Source organism: Streptomyces sp. NPDC101227 (assembly GCF_044767545.1).
Lineage (GTDB): Bacteria > Actinomycetota > Actinomycetes > Streptomycetales > Streptomycetaceae > Streptomyces.
This window is the reverse complement of record NZ_JBIWOD010000013.1, coordinates 155,698-174,075: the sequence shown is the minus strand read 5'-3', so window position 1 is coordinate 174,075 and position 18,378 is coordinate 155,698. Positions and strand designations below refer to the sequence as shown.

Genomic DNA, 18,378 nt, shown 5'->3' with positions numbered 1-18,378 from the left:
GCCGGCCGCCATCGTGGGCGAGCCCGCGCTCAGTTCGCCGGCGGCGTGAGCCGTTCCGGGTCGGAAACGTCCCGCCGGGTGACCGCCAAGAACACCACCAGGGCGAGAATGACCGTCAGGAACAGCACGCTGGTGATCACCGTGCCCAGTCCGAGCCCGCCGTCGGCGGCCGGCTGGGACAGGTAGTCGCCGACCGAGGCACCCAGCGGCCTGGTCAGGATGTAGGCGATCCAGAAACTCCACACCGCGTCCAGACCCAGGGCGAGGTGCGCCACGGCGACCGCGGCGATCGCCAGGGCGAACAGGCCGGCGGAGAGCCAGTACCCGAGTTCCATGCGCTCGGCGACCAGGTCGCCGGCGGCGGTGCCCAGGGCAAAGGTGAACAGCACGGCGAGCCAGTAGAACGACTCGCGACGGGTGGTGTCGATGTGATGGATGGACAGCGTCCGCTCACTGCGGTACCAGGCCACGAACACCACGACGAGGGCCACCGCGAACGCGACGGTGCTGGTCTCCAGCGGTACGCCCAGGTTGTCCGTGAGGTTGTCACTGATCAGCGTGCCCACGACGCTGATCAGCGCCACGGCGAGCCAGTAGACACCGGGACGATAGGCGCGGGTGCGGAACTGCGCCACCAGGACCGCGACGAGCACCACGCTCATCAGGAGCGACACACCTGTCAGACCCAGGCCCAGTTTCGCGTTCAGCAGGTCGGCCGCAGTTTCGCCGACCGTGGTGCACAGGATCTTGATGACCCAGAAGTACGCCGTGACTTCGGGAACCTTGTTCCACCGAAGGCGCCGGCCGGTGGGGGCGGAAGCGGGGCGGGACTTGTCGTGCGTCTCGACTGCCCCGGGGATATCAGCTGTCATGGTGCCCGACCGTGCCATCCGCAACCTGAACGCATCCTGAGCACGCCGCGGACTTCCCTGCACCGCGCCGCCTACGGGCCCGAGCATGGAGGCCGGCCCTGCACGCCCCAACGGGTCGTCCGCGACTCCGCCCCCGTTAGCGTGATGACGTGCCAGCGGATTGTGATCATCGAAGACGACGACGCCACGGAGGCCGGCCCGCGGCAACGCTGCGCTCCCAGGGCCGCGAGTGCGACTGGTGCTCCGACGGAGCTTCGGCACCGGCCCGTGCCGAGCGGGGCCCGGTCGCCTGCGGGGCCGGAGTGCGAGGAGCGGCCCCACGTGATCGATGATCCGATCCGCTGTGGACTTCGCGATGCCCAATAGCGGCGCCAACTGGCGCATCGTCAATCGTCAAGTTGTTCCGCCAGTAGACCTTGACCAGTAGCACCCGGTCCTCCAGAGACAGGCTCCACGGCCGCCCTCGCCTGACTCTGTCGGCTCGTTCACGCCGCAGCACGGCCACCGACGTGCGGAACAGCCGCGGGTTCACACCGGCGAAAGGGGCTATCCAGGACGGCTCCGGCGCCGTGACCACACGACCCACACCAAGACGATCTCACCTGCGACCAGCTGTCATAGGGCACCCTTAGGCTGAGTGGATGGTCGAACCTGATGTGCGGAAGATGCAGGCGGTGCTGCCTGCCCATGCGATCGAGATCGGAACCGAGCCGCTGAAGCAGCCGATGCGGAACTCGGTGGGCGGCTGGCCCTTCCTCGACGACGCCCAGGAGTGGCCGGAGTGCTTTTGCGGCATACGAATGGCCTTGTTCTTCCAGCTCGACCTACCGTCGGACCTGGAGCCTTTCGGCGGAGACCACCTCTTGGTCTTCCACTGCAGCATGCACAACGACGCATCCGAACCTGAGACCGCCGACGGCCGGCTCGTCCCACGGTACTGGGACGCTCCGCAGCCGCCCTACCCACGTCCGTTCTGGCGCGTGCTGCTCCAGCGCAACGCGACGCTGCCGGCGGCGGAGCCCGAACCGTCCGTGTGCGCCCTGCCGCTGACCCTGCGCCCCTTCGCCGACACCCCTGATGCGCGAGGACTGGGAGCCCAGACGTTCAAGGTAGGCGGTAGGCCCTCCTGGACTCAGGATCCCGAGTACTACCGGTGCTCGTGCGGCGCCGATTTGTTGTACATCTGCCAGGTGCCTGAGCACATGCAGTTCGCCATCCGGCCCGGCCGGCCGGAGCAGCCCTACAGCATCAGCGCCGATACCTACTGGCTGTTCCTCGGCAACGAGGTCTACCTGCTTGCCTGTCCAGACCACTGCGATCCGGCGGCAGTCTGGCCGGTAAACCAGAACTGATCCCTTGACATCACCGACCTGCCGCCGAGGGCGGCGGCCGGGTTCGTCGTCGGGACGGTTGGTTCCCATGCGTGCGACGGCGGGGCCGCGCGCGAAGCCTGGTGGTCGAAGCTGTCCGGACGGTGAAGCCCAGGGGGAGCGGGGCTCTGCCGACTGCGTGCGCCTCGTAATCCATTTCCGTCGGGCCGGCGACGCAACGACGGAGGGAGCCGCAGCCGGCTCGACCTGGGAGAGGACCGCCAGACGAACGCAGATGATTACTTTCTGCGGTGGGGCAGTCACTTTTAGTTGTCTTCGCTTGGATCCTTATCCGCCTGCTGCGATAAACTGGAACGAAAGTTTCTGTGCCCACGGGCCGTCGCGGCTCAGCTGCTCCGAACGGTGCGGCACGGCGGCCGGCATCTGCTCGGTCAGCGGGAAATCAATACCAACAGTCCCACGGGACAGTCGTCTTCTGTAGGTGCGTTCTCCCGTAGGTCGGTTTCATGGACCTCAACACCATCACTGAAGTCATCCGGCGACCGTCCGAGTGGCCAGGCGCGGACTGGCACGAGGGCGATGCCTGGCTCGCGGGCGGAACATGGCTCTATTCCACGGAGCAGCCGGACCTGCGACGGCTGATCGACCTGACGGCATTGCGTTGGGAGCCCCTTGTTCCGACGGGCGAGGGCTTGGAGATCAGCGCCACCTGCACCATTCGCGACCTGTACGCCTTCCCCTGGCCGGAGGGCCGGGCCGCCGGAATTCTCTTCCGGGAAAGCTGTGAGGCATTCCTGTCCTCGTTCAAGGTCTGGAACGCGGCGACCGTCGGCGGAAACATCTGCATGTCCTTGCCCGCCGGCCCGATGATCACGTTGACGGTTGCGCTGGAGGCGCGGTACGAACTGTGGGCGCCCGATGGCTCCGTACGCGTCGTCGACGCCCTCGATTTCGTTACGGGCGACCACCGCAACGTACTCGCCCCCGGGGAGATCCTTCGGCGCGTCGTCATTCCGGAACACGCGCTGCGCAAACGCACCGCGCACCGCCGTTTCACGCTGACCCGGCTCGGCCGTTCGACGGTGTTCCTCGTCGGCACGCAACGACCGGGAGCGAATGACCTGCTGCTCACCGTCACCGCGGGCACCACGCGGCCGGTCCGCATCGCCTTCGACTCCCTGCCCGATGTCCGAACTTTGAGGCAGAGCATCGACGCCGTGCCGGCCGACGTATGGTTCGCCGACCCCAACGGGACCCCTGACCACCGCCGGCATCTGACACGGCACTTCGCCGAAGAGATCTGCCGCGAACTGGAGGCTGGGGACCGGGCATGAGCTACATCGTGAACGGCAGGGAATTCGACCGGGAGCCGGCCCCCGGTCAGTGTCTGCGCACCTTCCTGCGCGAACTCGGCCACTTCGGCGTCAAGAAGGGCTGCGACGCGGGCGACTGCGGCGCCTGCACGGTGTGGCTGGACGGCACACCGGTACACAGCTGCATCACCCCCGCGTTCCGCGCGGACGGCCGGAAGGTGACCACGATCGAGGGCCTCGGACGGCCCGGCGCCCCGCATCCCATGCAGCGGCAGTTCGAGGACGCCCCGGGGTTCCAGTGCGGATTCTGCACCGCAGGGATGATCATGACGTCGGCGACCTTCACCGAGGATCAGAAGGCGGATCTGCCACGGGCGTTGAAGGGCAACCTCTGCCGCTGCACCGGATACCGGGCGATCGAGGACGCCGTGAGGGGGGTCAGCGCGGTGGAGACGGCGGCACCGGGCAAGGCCGTCGGGACGAGCGTCGGCGCGCCCGCGGGCCACGACGTGGTGACGGGCCACGCCGAGTTCACCATGGATACGCGGATCGACGGCATGCTGCACCTCAAGGTGCTGCACTCACCCCACGCGCACGCCCGGATCCTCTCGATCGACAAGAGCGCCGCCCTCGCGGTGCCCGGCGTGCACCGGGTCTACACCTGGGAAGACGTACCCCGCAAGCGCTTCTCCACGGCGATCCACACCGACCACCTGGTCGACCCGGACGACACCTACATCCTCGACGACACGGTCCGCTTCACCGGCCAGCGCGTCGCCGCGGTCCTGGCCGATACGGTCGGGGCGGCCGAGGAGGGCTGCCGACGTCTCGTGGTCGAGTACGAGGCGCTGCCGGCGGTGTTCGACCCGGAGGCGGCGATGGCCGAAGGTGCACCCCAACTGCACGGCTCCGACGATCCGTTCGTCCGCGACCCCGTCCACAACATCCTTGTCGAACTGCACTCGGAGATCGGCGACGTCGACGCGGGATTCGCCGCTGCCGACGTGATCCACGAAGGAACGTACTTCTCGCCGCGGGTGCAGCATGCACATCTGGAGACCCACGGCTCGATCGCCTGGATGGCGGACGGCCGGCTGAACGTCCGCACCAGTTCGCAGTCGCCGTCCATCGCGAAGGTCAAACTGGAGCACCTGTTCGCGCTGCGCCCGGACCGGTTGAGGGTGTTCTGCAAACGCGTGGGCGGCGGATTCGGCGGCAAGCAGGAGGTGATCACGGAGGACCTGGTCGCGCTTGCCACCCTGGACACCGGTCGGCCCACGTGTCTCGAGTACACCCGTGAGGAGGAGTTCACCACGGCCTCGCCACGGCATCCGATGACCCTGACGGTCAGGCTCGGCGCGAAGGCGGACGGAACGCTCACCGCCTTCCAGATACGGAACGTGTCGAACACGGGCGCCTACGGCAACCACGGCGGTGAAACGCTGCACGCGGGCGGAGCCGCCGTCATGATCTACCGCTGCCCCAACAAGAAGTACGACGCGTACTCCGTCTACACGAACACCGTGCCGAGCGGGGCGCTGCGCGGTTACGGGATGACGCAGCCGGCGTTCGCCGTGGAGTCGGCGATGGACGAACTGGCCCGCGCGCTGGGTATCGGCCCGCTGGAGCTGCGCCGACGCAACATCGTGCGGCCGGGCGAGCCCCTGGTCGCCCTGCACGACGGCCCCGACGACGTGATCTTCACTGAGGACGGACTCGGCCCATGCATCGAGCTCGTGGCGGACGCCTTGGCCCGCACGGCCGACCGGCCGCCTCCCGGCCCCGAGTGGCTCGTCGGAGTCGGCGTGGCGAGTTCCCTGCACGAAACCGCGCCCCCGACGGAACACCTCTCCGAGGCCTGGGTCACGCTGGGCGACGATCTCCTCTACGAACTGGCCGTCGGGACCGTCGAGTTCGGAGAGGGAACCTCCACCGCTCATGTACAGATCGCAGCCAACCAGCTGGGCACGACGCCGTCCCGGATCCGTCTGGTGCAGTCCGACACCGACCGCACGGGATTCGACACCGGTGCCTTCGCGAGTGCGGGGCTCTCCGTGGCGGGCAACGCGGTCCTGCAGGCGGCCAACGCCGTGCGCGATCGCATCCTGGAATTCGCCGCCGCGCACACGGGTGTCCATGCCGTGCTGTGCACGATGGCCGACGACGCTGTCGTCTGCGGGGACCGGCGGGTCTCGCTGGCGGAACTCGTCGCGCTGGCCCGGACGCGCGGAATTCGTTTCACCGCCGCACGCAAGGCATACGGCTCGCCCCGGAGCGTCACCTCCAACACGCAGGGGTTCCGGGTCGCCGTGCACCGCGTGACGGGTGAGATACGGATCCTGTACAGCGTGCAGGCGGCGGACGCCGGGGTGATCATCAACCCGGCGCAGGTCCGGGGGCAGGTGGAGGGCGGCGTCGCCCAGGGAATCGGCTTCGCGCTGACCGAGAACCATCACGTCGACGACAACGGCGTCATGGTCAATCCGAACTTCCGAAACTACCGCATTCCCACCTACGCCGACATCCCCCGCACCGAGGTCCTCCTGGTGGGCTCGGCGGATTCGGTGGGGCCCATGCGGGCGAAGGGGATGGCGGAATGCTGTATCAACCCGGTGGCCCCCGCGCTCGCGAACGCGGTGCATGACGCCACGGGCGTCCGCTACCGTGCGTTGCCGCTGACTCCAGAACGCATCTACGGCCGGCTCCCCGCGGAGCAGTCGGTGTCGACAGGTTGAGCCACATGAACACCGCAAAGAACGTAGCCGCCGCGGCGACGGCGATCATCGGCCAGAAGGTCCTGCCCGGGTCGGAGCGGGAGTTCGAGTCGTGGCAGGAGGACCTCAACGCCGCGGCCGCCTACTATCCCGGCTTCCTCGGCGCCGAGGTCACCCCGCCGACGCCGCTGCAACCCGACTGGGTCGTCGTGTACCGGTTCGACTCGGTGGCGCACCTGCAGGCGTGGATCAACAGCGCTACCAGGCAGACGTATCTCGACGTCGGAGCCAAGTACTTCGACGGTCCGGCTACCCAGCAGGTGGTCAGCAGCGGCACCCAGTCACTGGATCCGCTGGTCACCGTGGTGGTCACCCACCGCGTCCACCCGAACCAGGTCGACGACTTCCTCGCCTGGCAGCACCACATGGTCCGGGAGGAGAGCAAGTTCGAGGGGTTTCGCGGGAGCGAGCTCTTCCGCCCCATCGAGGGGCTTCAGGAAGAGTGGACCACGCTGTACCGCTACGACAGTGCCGAGCACCTCGACGCCTGGCTGACGTCGCCCGAACGCCAGAAGATCCTGGCCGAGGGCGAGAAGTTCAGCGACTTCAAACTGCGGACGATCGACAACTCGTTCGGCAGCTGGTTCGCCTTCGAGGGCAACGGCAAGGAGGCACCGCCGCCGCCCTCCGAGACCAGGACCTCCCTCGCCATCTGGGTCGGCCTGTACCCGACGGTCGTGCTGCTGACGCTCGCGCTGTCGCCGCTGCACATGCCGCTCTGGATCGGCCTGCTCGTGGGCAACCTCCTGTCGAGCCTCATCATGAGCTTCCTGACCATGCCCTACTACGTGAACCCGCTGCTCGGGCGGTGGCTGCGGCCGGCGCCGGACGAACCGGCGGCAAGGAGCAACCTCCGTGGCCTCGCTGTCGTCGCGGTGGTGATGGCCTTCTGGGCTCTCGTTTTCTACCTCGTCACGGTCCAGTTCTGGACGCTGCCCTGACTGGTGACGGCTCGGACAGCCGTCTTCCGAACCGACGCGGACCGACTCCTCCGTTCTCCGGTGCCGGCCCTGGTCGCGTCCACACGCGGAAGCCACCACCTGGGCTTCGTGCCGGGGCGAGCGAGGCTTCGGTTGCGCCGCCCCGATGTCGTCCGGCCCTGTCGCGTCCCCTTCGGCAACCGCGGCTTCCTGACCTGCGCGGGCCTGGTCTATGCCTGGATCGTGCTGGGTTGCTGGTCGGCGCCCTTTCCGGGGTACTGGAAGGACTCTTCGAAATTGACTACCTCTTTCACGACATTTGGGGCGTCTCCCGTGTGTCGCTCGAAGTCTTCACACTCGGCACGGTCGCCTTGCTGCTTCTGGTCGGGGCCGCCTGCGTAACAGTGGCCCGTCGCCAGGGCCATGCGCCAGCCGCTGCCGGCCCGGCTGATTCCTGATCGCGGCCGGCGGCTCCCGCGTCCTTCCGCGCACCGAGCCGCCAGAGTCGTCTTCGAGTAGGACCACCCTGCCCCGTGCCCAGCGGTCCATCCGGATCTGGGCCGCGGCATCGCAGTCAAGGCCGGTCACAGGAGGTGAGGTTCTGGGTGTCACTGCCTCGCGTCTTGACGACGCGGGTGGTGTCAACGCCGCCACCGGTCCCGGGCGAATGAAGGATGCAGAGGGTCGCCGTGCCTCTACGTGGGGCGTTCGGGTGTACGTCGACGCGCGGACATTGCCGGCGGCTGCCGTGCGCGGATGATTGACCTCATGAGGGTTCAGGCCATCGTCGAGTGCGGTGAGCCCGCCCGGATCTCACCGTCATGGAGTGCCCCGCCGAACCCGAGGTGACCAGGAGGACGTCGCCATGCCCCTAGCGAACGTCGAGACGGAGGTACTGATCGTCGGTGGCGGGCCGGTCGGGCTCACCGCCCGAGCGCTCCTGGAACGCTGGGGCGTGCGGGTATTGCTGGTCGAGAAACACCGCCAGTTGTCGCCCTTTCCACGGTCCCGGCTGGTCAACGTGCGCTCGATGGAGATCTTTCGCCAGCTCGGGGTGGCCGAAAGGATCGCGTCTTCCGCGTTCGCGCCGGAGTACGGTCGCATCCGCTTCCGCGACACCCTGTACGACCGCGACTTCGCCACCGCGGCGATGGTGGGGGTCAATGCGCCGGTACCCGAGAGTCCCGCGCTCGGTGTGGTCACCTCGCAGGATCGCTTGGAACCCGCCCTGCTGGCCGCAGCGGAGGCACAGATGCGGTTCGGGGCCGAGCTGATCGACCTGGCCGAGGAGGCCGGCGGCGTCGTGGCCCGGCTCGTCGACCATCACCACGGCGACGAAATCCAGGTCCGTGCCCGTTATGTGCTCGCCGCCGACGGGGCGAACTCCACCGTCCGGCACCTGCTCGGAATCGACACCACGGGCCCCGGAGCGTTGGGGGGCGTCACGACCGTCGTGTTCGACGCCGATCTCCACCGCTGGTGCGCCCGCCGGCCCGCCGGGGTCTACTTCACCGCGCACGGTTCCTTCCTCCCGCTCTACCCGGAAGGAGGCTGGGCCTGGTTCGCCCCCACGCCCGAAGACCCGGCGCGCGCCGACTGGCCCGGTCTCGTCTCGCGCGCCCTCGGCCCCGCTGCCGAGGTACGGGTCGAGGTGCTGCGGGTTCAGCACTGGGTGATGAATGCCTTCGCCGCCGAGCGCTTCCGCCGTGGCCGGATCCTGCTGGCCGGTGATGCCGCGCACGCGATCCCCATCATCGGCGGCATGGGCATGAACGTCGGCATCGCCGATGCACACAACCTGTGCTGGAAGTTGGCGGGTGTTATTCGCGGGTGGGCCGGACCAAGCCTGCTGGAGACCTACGAGACGGAACGACAACCGGTCGCCCACCAGACTCTCCGCCAAGCAGTGGCCAACACTCAGCTTTTGCTCCAGGTGCAGAACCGGCGCCTCAATCAGCTCCAAAGGGGCGAAGCGGCGGCGGACCGGATCGAACTGCCTTGGTCGGAAAGGTACTTCGCCCAACTCGGTCTCGTGCTCGGCGTCGCCTACCGTTCCGACGCCGTCCTCGCCGACGGCGACACCCCACCCGAGCCGCCCGCCGGCGGCACGGACTACGTCCCCACCGCAGAGCCAGGCCATCGCATGCCACACCTGTGGCTCAGGCCCGACAACTCCACGCTGGACACCGTCGGCGAACGGTTCACCCTCCTGACCCCGGACCCCGCCCGATGGGAGCGACAAGCCTTCGCGGCCACACGCTGGCCGCTGGGCATCGAGGCCCTTCCGCGCGAGCACATCGGCTTCTGCGGCCTCCGCCTGCACGGAGCGCTGCTCATCCGACCCGACGGCCACATCGGCGCCCGCTGGCGCGACCATCCACCGAGCGACGCATCCCTCCGCCGTGCCCTCACCACCATCACCGACGCGACGCCTTCCTGATAGCAGTGCTTCCTCGCCGGCACTCGCACTCACCACTCCCCGCCTTGGCTATTTCGGCCCCGGCTGGACGACTGCTGGGGCCGAAGTGGCGAGTTCGGCTCGTCAGGCGTCGACGTGACGGCCCTGGAGGGGGAAGTAGTCGATCAGCAACATGTCGCGGATGCCCTGGCGCACCCCGTCTACCGGGCGGATCGCGGAGACGCCGTGGAAGACCCGGCGGTCGTCGATCACGATGGACTCGAATTCCTCGAGCAGCGTGTTGCGGTAGATCGGCCTGCGGTTCCGGTCGAAGATCTGTGACTCGCCGCCGTCGACGTCGGTGCGGCGCATCAGGGCCTGGGCCACGAAGTGGTGGCCGTCTTCGTGGACTCCCTCAGGCGCCGGGAGACCGTCGGCGTCGTGCGTCGCCGTGATGCGGATCTGGTGCACTCCGACACCGCTGGTGGCGGGGTCGAACTCACCGGGAAGGCGTGCCATGAAGAAGTGGATGAGGCTGTCCAGCACTCCGGATTCCAGCACGCCGTCCGACAACGGGGGGAAGGCCCGCTCGACCCCGCCGTGCAGGGAGTTGACCTCCTTCGTCTGATGGAAGACCCCTGCCGGGTCCGGCACGAGTTCTCCGGCTGCCCAATGGAAGGATCCGTACCGTCGACGACGGTAGTCCGCCCCGTCCTTCATATAGGAGTCGACGGGAAGATCCTCCCAAGACTCCAGAAACAGCTTGAGCTGCTCCTCTGAGTGTGCCGCCAGGTCCTGGTGCAACTCCGCTGCCGGAAAGTAGCGGTATGGGGCGGAGGTGTCATTGTCGGCCCCAGGTGTGTTCTGCGGCCGTATCGCCTTGGTCGTCACTGTGTATTCCCCGTATCGATTGCCATGCGCGTTCAAGACCTCGCTCCCGGCCGGAAGCGGACCGGCCCGTGGGCGTTCATTCCGCTGCGGCTTCGGCCAGGGAGAAGCGAGTCCCTTGCATCGTGGCGTAACAAGATCGTGCTCGTCACTTCAACTCCACGACTTCCGTGTCACTTTGCCCGGAAGCGACCTCGACGGGGAGGCGAGGATCACCGTGTGGGACTCGTGTCATCCAGCCACGCCCGGGTTCATCGGGCCCGTCGGGCCGCGAGCTTCGCCGGTGCCGCAGCCCAGTTCCAGGGCCCGCCCGCCGTCCGGGGCGGGTGCGTACCGGGTGATCAGGTCTCGTTCGCTGTCGCGGAGTGGCCGGAAGCCGCGATCGTCCAGGTAGTGCTGGGACCAGTCGGCTCGGTCGTATGCCACAGGTTCGCTCCTTGTCAGGTGGTGAATGGCGGTTTGCGGGCGATGGAAGGCGCGGGGTGAAGGCGCGGGGGGTGCATCACTCGTCTCAGCGGTCATGACCAGCCCATCTCCGTGTAGCGGCGGCCTGCGCGGATGCCCTCGATGGCGGCCCGGGTGTAGGGCACGGTCCGGGCGGGGAGGCCGTCGGGATGCCACCAGCTCCAGCTCGTGCACTTGTCGGGTTCCCGGACTTGCGGCGTTCCTGTCCAAAGGCGGGCCCGGAAGACCATTGCCATCCGGGGCTGGCCGCCGGGTGTGTCCACGAGGTGGACAACATGGGCGAGTTCGACGTCGCCGGGGTCGATCAGCAGCCCCGCTTCTTCGTGTGCCTCGCGGACGAGGCAGGCGCGGGCGGATTCCTGTTCGCAGTGGCCGGCCAGGAAGTGCCATGTGGAGGCGGCGTAGGCGGAGTCCTGGTGGCGCAGGCCGAGCAGGACCTCGCCGTCGCTGTTCTCCAGGTAGAGATGCGCACCGATGACATTGACGACGGCTCTTCCTCCCCTGACCTGTCCTGACGGGCTGCAGGGGCGGCAGGCTGCACCGGCGGCCATCGGGGGAGTGGTTCCTGGGCTGGTGGTGTCAAGGAGCTCGGCGTGGTGGTGGACCAAATTGCGGGTGGAGGTCGCCATCCGCAGGCGCGGCATGACCTCCGGCCGGAACCAGTGCAGCATGACGCCTTCGGTCAGCTGCAACGTCTCAGGATCCCCGTCCCATTGCGCGGCGAAGATCTGGATGGGGACGGTGGTGCCATCGCTGGCGTGAGCCCGCTCGACGGCGAAGGGGGCGAGGTCGCCGAGGTCCAGACCGGCCTCTTCCCGCAGTTCGCGTCTGACCGTCTCCTCCAAGGTCCGGTCACCTGGTTCGCGGCCGCCGCCGAGCAGGGACCACGCGCCCGGCTCCCAGATGCCGGGTACATCGTCGCGCAGATGCAGCAGGTACTCGCCGGAATCGTTGTAGATCAACGCTGATGCATTCGCCCGTGGGAGCTGGTTCAGCGGGGCCGAGTCGGTCGGTGAGGTCTGCTCGGTCACTGGCTCACCGTCCCGGTTTCGGCGTCGGGCGCCGTGGATGCGGTCTGGTAGCCGGCGGCTTGGAGGGTGAACATCTGGGCGTAGTCGCCTCCCAGGGACATGAGTTGCGGGTGGGACCCCGACTCGGTGATCCGTCCGCCGTCGAAGACGTAGATGCGGTCGCACTCGACGACGCTGGCCAGACGGTGGGAGATCAGCACGGTGATCTGGTCGTCGCGGAGCTTGTCGCGCAGCACGGCACGGTAGACGTCGTGTTCGGCGCGGGGGTCCATGCTCGCGGTCGGCTCGTCCAGCAGCAGCACGGGGGCGTTCTTGTAGAGACCTCGGGCCACGGCGATCTTCGCCCACTGGCCGGCCGAAAGCTCCTGGCCGCCGCGGAACCGTTTGGACAACAGCGCCTGCCAGGTGCCGGGCAGCCCGGCAATGACCTGATCGGCACCCGCGGCCCGCGCCGCATCCAAGGCGCGTTGGGGATCCGCCTCGGTGAGCGTGCCGCTGGAGACCGTGAGGTTCGCCAGCGCGCTGAACGGGAAGTGCACCGGGTCCTGCAGCACGGTGGCCACACGCGTCTGAAGCGACTCGGTGTCCAGGTCCGTCGTCGCCACCCCGTCCCAGAGGACCGCGCCGTCCTGTGGGTCGTAGAGGCCGGCGAGCAGCCGTGAACAGGTGCTCTTGCCGGACCCGTTCAGGCCGACGAAGGCGACGGTCTCCCCGGCACACAGGGTCATGGAGACGTCATCGAGTGCCGGGGTGTCCTTGCCGGGGTAGGTGTAGCTGACGCTCCTGAGGGTGATCGTCTTGACGGTCTCAGGTGCGGTCCGCTCGCGGTGACGGGGCTGGAGCGTGCGGCATCGCTCCTGGAAGGTGAGGAGGTCGGTCACCCACATCGCATGCTCGTAGACGAGGTGGGCGACATCGACGAAGCGAGTCAGGGAGGTCTGGCTCACCTGGATGGCGATGACTGCCCCCGCACCGGCCGCCAGGGGGAGCCATCCCGCGATGAGCATGGCGCCGAGGACGATGTAGGTGACGCCGGCGCCGGTCCCGCCGAGGGCGCGTCCGGCCAGTGTCAGCAGAGCGGCGTGCACCCCGAGGCGGGTGTCCTCTTCGGCGATGCGCGAGGTGAGGCGGTGGTGCTCGTCGAGCAGGGCGCGCTGGGCGGTGTCGGCACGCAGTTCGGCTGCCGAGTCGCGGTCCAGCAGGAGCCAGGAGAAGACCCGCACCCGGCGCTGTAGGGCGTTCCACCGCTTGAAGCTGTGGAAGCGCGCCCGCGCGGTACGCACCGCCGCGGCTCCCACGGGCAGGACCGACAGAGGAAGCAGGGGGAGCAGAAGAGGGTGCAGGACGGTCAGGACGCCGGCCGTGCCGATGAGTCCGAGGAAGGCGGACGCCAGTGAGACGACCTGGCCGACGATCTGCCGCGCGTAGAACAGCCCGCGGTCGTTGGCGCGGAAGGCGTCGTCGTGCCAGTCCGAGTCGTCGACCACCTCCAGGCGCACATGCGCGGTCAAGTGGAGGAAGTCGCTCTCCAAGGCCGTGCGGATCTTGGGGGTCACCCGGGCCTCCGCGACGGCCACCCCGGCCTCAAGAGCGGCCCTGGTGGAAAGGAAGGCCACCACGAGCAGGATCTGTGGCACGGCGGAACGGACCTTGTCCGGCGTCGGCCCCTGGGCGAACAACTGGTGAAGGACGGCCACCGAGGCTGCCAGGCCGAAGGCGGCCATCGCCGCGGAGACCAGTTGGAGCACCACCACGGCCACCGTTGCCGAGCGGTCGGCCTGCCAGGCCAGCCGGCCGATCTGCCGCACGATGCGCGGGAGCCGCCCGAGGATCTGGCCGACCGTCGCCTTGGCCGCGGCGCCGTCGTAGACCGCCCAGTACGCCTCTTCGAGATCGTCGGTGAGGTTCTCGCTCGCCGGGCCCGCCGGCACGTCCGCCGGCGGCAGCGCCAACGCTTCACACCGGGGTGTGGGCACCTTTGCCTGCGGACCCGGGAAGGCTGCCGCCTTGTTGTCCTCGCTCATGCCCCCCACCCCGCGTCCGGTCGTGCCGAGCGGCGAGCGCCACGCGGGGCAGCGTCAACGACGCGCCTCACCAGGGTCAGCGGCAGGGCGGGAGCCGAAGGTCGCCGTTCGAACGCGACGGGACCATTCACGGGCACGACTACGGGATCCACGGTCTCTCCAGGAGGGTGGGCGATGAGTACAGGTGCTCTAAAAACGGCCCGGATTGCGCCCCGTAACGGGGGCGACGGGGGCAAATGGTGAACGCATGTTCCGTTCGGTGGTGAGAGGTGTGGGGCGGCTGGCGTGCGGGGGCTTGGGGGCACTCGAACGACCCGGGTCACCCCTTCGAGGTATTGCGGCGGTCGGCCTCGGGGCGCGGACGTGTGACTCGTCAGGTGGTTGAGCGGCTGGGGCGGGCGGGAGGTCGCGGGGGCGGCGAGACGGCAGCGATGGTCACCCGTGTGGGCTACGCCGAGTTGACTGCCGTCTGAGCTGCGTAGGTGCAGGGCAGCCGGCCTCGTGCCGTACCGCCCGGTGTCCGGAGCGTCGGTGATCAGGCGTGGACGCCATGTCCGGTCGGACGAAGTTGCGGCGTCCGGGGCACGGCGTGACGCTGTGGGAGAGAAGCCGGAGGCCGGGGGACCGGAGGCGAAGCGTAGGGAAGGACGACAAGCCAGTGACCGATCCTGTACAGATCCTGTGGACTCCCGCCGGGATATCTCTGCCGTCGTTGGGTTCGCGCGCCCTGGCCCACGTACACGACGGGGACACGCCGTACGTCGAGATGCCGATCCGCATGCTGTCCGTCGACACTCCGGAAACCACAGCGGTGACCGCTGAGGGGGCCAAGAGGGTCGACGAGGAGTTCAAGCAACTCGCCGCGTGGATACGGGACGGCGTCGCACCCATCTCCCACGACCTCGCGGAGTTCCTGCTGCCGAAGATCGAGACGGGGAATGTGGGCAGCTTGCAGTTCGGTCAGGGCACGGCGGCGGCCACGTTCAACACGGAGAACATCAAGAAAAGGCTGGCCGAGGGCAGGGACCCCGGCAAGGAACGCGGCATCTTCATCCGCACCGCCGATGATTTCTTCGACGACAACAACCGCCTGCTCGCCTATATCGCGCCGAACTACTCAAAGAAGGAACTCGACACCCTTCCGAGAGAGAAGAGGCCGACGTTCAACCTCGATCTCATCACCGATGGATGGGCGGCACCCTTCGTCATTTACCCCTCCATCCCCGGCGAACTCGACCTGCCCCTCTTCCTCAGGGCCGCCGACAAGGCCGTCAAGGGCAAGAAGGGGATCTGGAAGGACCCCGACACGTTGCTCGCCTACGAGTACCGGGCCCTCGAAAAGCTTCATGGCGTGACGAAGAAGAAGACCGAGGGGAAAAAGCTGGAGCCCGGCGAGGAATTCTCCTGGCGGACGCGGTACTGCGCAGATATCCGCAATCGTGAACTACACGGTCCGGAGGACTACTTCCGGGTCCCGCCGATCTACCGGCTGTGGCTCTGGCCGCAGGACGTGAACGAGGCTGTCGGCCATCTCAACCTGACGCCGTCGGAACGGCTCACCGGAAGCGGCAGTCACACGCGCTGAGTTCAACTACCCGAGGGTGGTTTGCCCGAAATCGAATGCGCGCCCGGATTGTTGGTTAGGGTGACAACTTGAGGCTGATCCGATGCACTTGGCCAGGGTGTGAGGGTGGGTCGGACACGACGGGGGGCTCGCGTTGGATCGCCTGGACGGAGCGGACCTGGAAGTCGGCCCAGCGGTGCTGCCCCCATCGCTGCGCGTGTGGCTCGGGCTGAGTGCGGCCCTCGCCACGCTGGTGGTCGTCGTGCTCGGGGTCCTGTACGCCGGCCACGGCAAGCCCGGCACGGTGGACAGGTGGATCATCCCGCCGACGGCGGACAGTGTGCGGGCGCCGTGGCGGCAAGTCGCCCTGGCTCTGGACTTCTTGGGGGAGCCGGTAGGGGCGGCGATGCTGGTCGTGGCCGCCGTGACGGGCTGCCTGCTGCTTCGGTGTACTCGCGCGGCGGTGTTCGTCGTTGCCGGCGTCGGCATCACCGTGGTGACGGCGACGCTGCTCAAGTCCCTGGTGGGGCGCACCATCCACGGCGACGACAACCTGTCCTACCCGAGCGGGCACACCGCCTTCCTCACCGCGCTCGCCCTCGTGGTGGCGCTGCTCGCCACCGGCCGGCTCGGCCTCGGCAGGACGGCCGGCACGTTACTCGTGCTCGCGGCGGCGCTGGTTGCCGGCGCCGCCATGGGCTGGGCACAGGTCGCGCTGGGCGCGCACTACCCGACCGACGTCCTCGGCGGCTGGTGCACCGCGCTGGCGGTGACACCGGCGACCGCGTGGCTGGTCGACCGGATGGCCGACCGTACGTCCGACCGGCCGGCCGACCGGATGGCCGACGCCGGTCGGCGGGAGCATCGCTGACGTCACGTCACGTCACGTCACGTCAGTCGAGTCGAGTCACGTCACGCCAAGCGGCGGAATACGGGCTTCACCGGTCGCCCGGCCAGCCAGGGGTTGGGGTCACCGGCGTCCAGTGCCTTCCGGTACACCGCAGATGCCTGGGCCACCACCTCGACGGTGCGGTCGATGTCGGCGTCGCTGAGCGCGCTGCTCACCACGAACGACGGTGCCAGCACCCCGCCCGCGAGGAGCTGGCGCAGGAACAGGGTGCGGTACTGCTGCGACGGCTGCCGGTTCTCGTCGAGTGTGGCGAAGACCAGGTTGCTGGCCCGGCCCCGGACGACGATGTGGTCGCCGACGCCCATGGTGGCCGCGGCGTCGCGGACACCGGCGGCCAACCGCTCGCCGAGGGCGTGCAGCCGCGCGGTGACGCCCTCCTCGACGTAGGTGGTCTGCACGGCCATCGCGGCCGCTAGGGAGTGCGTTTCCGCACCGTGCGTGGTGGACAGCAGGAACACCCGGTCGTGGGAGTGACGCAGCCCGCCCCGCTCCATCAGCTCGCGGCGCCCGGCCAGCGCGGCGACGGCGAACCCGTTGCCCAGCGCCTTGCCGAACGTGGAGAGATCGGGGACGACGCCGTACAGGCCCTGGGCGCCCGCCTCGGACCAGCGGAAGCCGGTGATCATCTCATCGAAGATCAGTACGCAGCCGTGCCGGTCGGCCAGCTCGCGCAGGCCGGCGAGGTACCCGGGCGGGGGTTCGGTGTGCGCTGCCGGTTCGAGGATCAGGCAGGCGACCTCGTTCTGGTACCGGGCGAGCAGCTCCTGTGTGGCGTCCAGGTCCCCGTAAGGGAACGCCAGGGTGAGGTCGGTGGTTGCCGCCGGAATACCGGCCGACATCGGTGTGGTGCCGATGAACCAGTCGTCGACGGAGAAGAACGGATGGTCGGCGCAGACGGCCACCCGCGGGCGCCCGGTGACGGCGCGGGCGAGGCGCACCGCGGCGGTGGTGGCGTCGGAGCCGTTCTTCGCGAACTTCACCATCTCGGCGGTCGGCACCGTGGCGAGGAAGCGTTCCGCGGCTTCGACCTCCACGACGGACGGCCGGACGAAGTTGCTGCCGCGGTCGAGTTCCCGCCGCACCGCCTCCAGCACGCGCGGGTGGGCGTGGCCGAGGCTGACCGACCGCAGGCCGGAGCCGTACTCGATGTAGCGGTTGCCGTCGATGTCCCACACGTGGGCACCGCGGCCGTGGTCGATGACCGGGGCCAGGTTCTCGGGGTACTGGTCGTCGCCCTTGGCGTAGGTGTGCGCGCCCCCGGGGATCATGGCGTGCAGCCGCTCGTTCGCCGCGCGCGACCGGGGGAGGAAGAACTCTTCGGTGTCCACGCTGACTTCACCCTTCCCTGTGCTTCAGTACCTCGGCGAGGCTCGGCGCCTCCCGGTCCCGCTGGGACATCGATGTGGCCGGCAGCGGCCAGGGAATGGCGAGCTCCGGGTCGTCGAAGGCGATCGTCACGTCCTCGGCCGGATCGTGCGGGCGGTCGATCCGGTACGAGGTGTCGGCGGTTTCGGTCAGCGCCTGGAAGCCGTGCGCGCACCCCGCCGGGATGTACAGAGTCGCCTGCGTCTCGCCGGACAGCTCGAAGGAGGCCCGGTTGCGGTAGGTCGGCGAGTCCGTCCGCAGGTCCACGACGACGTCGAAGACGCTCCCGTACGAGCACCGCACCAGTTTGGCCTCGCCGGCGCCGGAGCGCAGGTGCAGGCCGCGCAGCACGCCTCGTACCGAGCGGGACACGCTGTCCTGGATGAAGGCGTTCGGGTCGAGGCCCACCGAGCGGATCACGTCGGCGTCGAAGGTGCGGCAGAAGAAGCCGCGTTCGTCGGCGCACGGCGTCGGTTCGAAGAGGTACGCGCCGGCGATCTCTGGGACCTCGGTCGCTTTCATT

General features: G+C 68.6%; 15 protein-coding genes and 1 pseudogene. 8 read left to right on the top strand and 8 right to left on the bottom strand.

The genetic code is table 11. From position 1 onward, the window contains the following. Positions 1 to 29: 29 nt before the first annotated feature. Positions 30 to 872 carry a hypothetical protein gene (locus ACIRPT_RS27870; RefSeq protein ID WP_403832023.1) on the bottom strand — a complete coding sequence of 281 codons (843 nt, stop codon included), beginning with the start codon at positions 870 to 872 and terminating at the stop codon, positions 30 to 32. A 285-nt stretch (positions 873 to 1,157) separates the two neighbouring features. Beyond that, positions 1,158 to 1,458: pseudogene (locus ACIRPT_RS27865) on the bottom strand (transposase family protein); the annotation flags it as partial. A 55-nt stretch (positions 1,459 to 1,513) separates the two neighbouring features. Between ACIRPT_RS27865 and ACIRPT_RS27860 the strand changes: the two are divergent. From ACIRPT_RS27860 to ACIRPT_RS27835, 6 genes are all read left to right on the top strand, one after another. Continuing rightward, the gene (locus ACIRPT_RS27860; protein WP_403831868.1) at positions 1,514 to 2,224 is read left to right on the top strand and encodes a hypothetical protein; all 711 of its coding nucleotides are present in this window, start codon (positions 1,514 to 1,516) and stop codon (positions 2,222 to 2,224) included. Positions 2,225 to 2,709: 485 nt separating this feature from the next. Next, entirely contained in the window at positions 2,710 to 3,537 is an 828-nt protein-coding gene (locus ACIRPT_RS27855) for an FAD binding domain-containing protein (RefSeq protein ID WP_403831865.1), read from the top strand. Then, complete coding sequence (locus ACIRPT_RS27850) at positions 3,534 to 6,251, top strand: molybdopterin-dependent oxidoreductase (protein ID WP_403831862.1); 2,718 nt, start codon at positions 3,534 to 3,536, stop codon at positions 6,249 to 6,251. The genes ACIRPT_RS27855 and ACIRPT_RS27850 overlap by 4 nt, the downstream gene beginning before the upstream one ends. Positions 6,252 to 6,256: 5 nt before the next feature. Next, positions 6,257 to 7,231 (top strand): antibiotic biosynthesis monooxygenase, encoded by a 975-nt coding sequence (locus ACIRPT_RS27845; RefSeq protein WP_403831860.1) that lies wholly within the window; start codon positions 6,257 to 6,259, stop codon positions 7,229 to 7,231. Positions 7,232 to 7,461: 230 nt separating this feature from the next. Next, positions 7,462 to 7,668 carry a hypothetical protein gene (locus ACIRPT_RS27840; protein WP_403831857.1) on the top strand — a complete coding sequence of 69 codons (207 nt, stop codon included), beginning with the start codon at positions 7,462 to 7,464 and terminating at the stop codon, positions 7,666 to 7,668. 407 nt (positions 7,669 to 8,075) lie between these two features. Next, entirely contained in the window at positions 8,076 to 9,650 is a 1,575-nt protein-coding gene (locus tag ACIRPT_RS27835; protein ID WP_403831855.1) for an FAD-dependent monooxygenase, read from the top strand. A 102-nt stretch (positions 9,651 to 9,752) separates the two neighbouring features. On the opposite strand, the gene ACIRPT_RS27830 is transcribed toward ACIRPT_RS27835, so the two are convergent. From ACIRPT_RS27830 to ACIRPT_RS27815, 4 genes are all read right to left on the bottom strand, one after another. Then, positions 9,753 to 10,499 (bottom strand): 2OG-Fe dioxygenase family protein, encoded by a 747-nt coding sequence (locus tag ACIRPT_RS27830; protein ID WP_403831853.1) that lies wholly within the window; start codon positions 10,497 to 10,499, stop codon positions 9,753 to 9,755. A gap of 228 nt (positions 10,500 to 10,727) precedes the next feature. Further along, positions 10,728 to 10,922 carry a hypothetical protein gene (locus tag ACIRPT_RS27825; RefSeq protein ID WP_403831851.1) on the bottom strand — a complete coding sequence of 65 codons (195 nt, stop codon included), beginning with the start codon at positions 10,920 to 10,922 and terminating at the stop codon, positions 10,728 to 10,730. A gap of 92 nt (positions 10,923 to 11,014) precedes the next feature. Continuing rightward, positions 11,015 to 11,992, bottom strand: coding sequence for an NUDIX domain-containing protein (locus tag ACIRPT_RS27820; protein ID WP_403831849.1), 978 nt, complete (start codon positions 11,990 to 11,992; stop codon positions 11,015 to 11,017). After that, positions 11,989 to 14,016, bottom strand: a complete 2,028-nt coding sequence (locus tag ACIRPT_RS27815) for an ATP-binding cassette domain-containing protein (protein ID WP_403831846.1) — start codon at positions 14,014 to 14,016, stop codon at positions 11,989 to 11,991. Before ACIRPT_RS27815 ends, ACIRPT_RS27820 begins: the two co-directional genes overlap by 4 nt. A 658-nt stretch (positions 14,017 to 14,674) precedes the next feature. Here ACIRPT_RS27815 and ACIRPT_RS27810 point away from each other — a divergent pair. Then, entirely contained in the window at positions 14,675 to 15,601 is a 927-nt protein-coding gene (locus tag ACIRPT_RS27810) for a thermonuclease family protein (protein ID WP_403831844.1), read from the top strand. A 133-nt stretch (positions 15,602 to 15,734) separates the two neighbouring features. Then, positions 15,735 to 16,451, top strand: a complete 717-nt coding sequence (locus ACIRPT_RS27805) for a phosphatase PAP2 family protein (protein ID WP_403831841.1) — start codon at positions 15,735 to 15,737, stop codon at positions 16,449 to 16,451. A gap of 41 nt (positions 16,452 to 16,492) precedes the next feature. Here the strand turns inward: ACIRPT_RS27805 and ACIRPT_RS27800 are convergent, their stop codons facing one another. Together ACIRPT_RS27800 and rfbC are read right to left on the bottom strand one after the other, a co-directional pair. Beyond that, on the bottom strand, positions 16,493 to 17,818 hold the full coding sequence (locus ACIRPT_RS27800) for a glutamate-1-semialdehyde 2,1-aminomutase (RefSeq protein ID WP_403831839.1): 1,326 nt from the start codon (positions 17,816 to 17,818) through the stop codon (positions 16,493 to 16,495). 7 nt (positions 17,819 to 17,825) lie between these two features. Continuing rightward, positions 17,826 to 18,377 carry a dTDP-4-dehydrorhamnose 3,5-epimerase gene (rfbC, locus tag ACIRPT_RS27795; RefSeq protein WP_403832020.1) on the bottom strand — a complete coding sequence of 184 codons (552 nt, stop codon included), beginning with the start codon at positions 18,375 to 18,377 and terminating at the stop codon, positions 17,826 to 17,828. Position 18,378: the final 1 nt, after the last annotated feature.

Coding starts and splice junctions, on each gene's coding strand:
- ACIRPT_RS27845 (WP_403831860.1), top strand. CDS start 6,257: ATGAACACCGCAAAGAACGTAGCCGCCGCGGCGACGGCGATCATCGGC.
- ACIRPT_RS27835 (WP_403831855.1), top strand. CDS start 8,076: ATGCCCCTAGCGAACGTCGAGACGGAGGTACTGATCGTCGGTGGCGGG.
- ACIRPT_RS27850 (WP_403831862.1), top strand. CDS start 3,534: ATGAGCTACATCGTGAACGGCAGGGAATTCGACCGGGAGCCGGCCCCC.
- ACIRPT_RS27860 (WP_403831868.1), top strand. CDS start 1,514: ATGGTCGAACCTGATGTGCGGAAGATGCAGGCGGTGCTGCCTGCCCAT.
- ACIRPT_RS27855 (WP_403831865.1), top strand. CDS start 2,710: ATGGACCTCAACACCATCACTGAAGTCATCCGGCGACCGTCCGAGTGG.
- ACIRPT_RS27870 (WP_403832023.1), bottom strand. CDS start 872: ATGACAGCTGATATCCCCGGGGCAGTCGAGACGCACGACAAGTCCCGC.
- rfbC (WP_403832020.1), bottom strand. CDS start 18,377: ATGAAAGCGACCGAGGTCCCAGAGATCGCCGGCGCGTACCTCTTCGAA.
- ACIRPT_RS27815 (WP_403831846.1), bottom strand. CDS start 14,016: ATGAGCGAGGACAACAAGGCGGCAGCCTTCCCGGGTCCGCAGGCAAAG.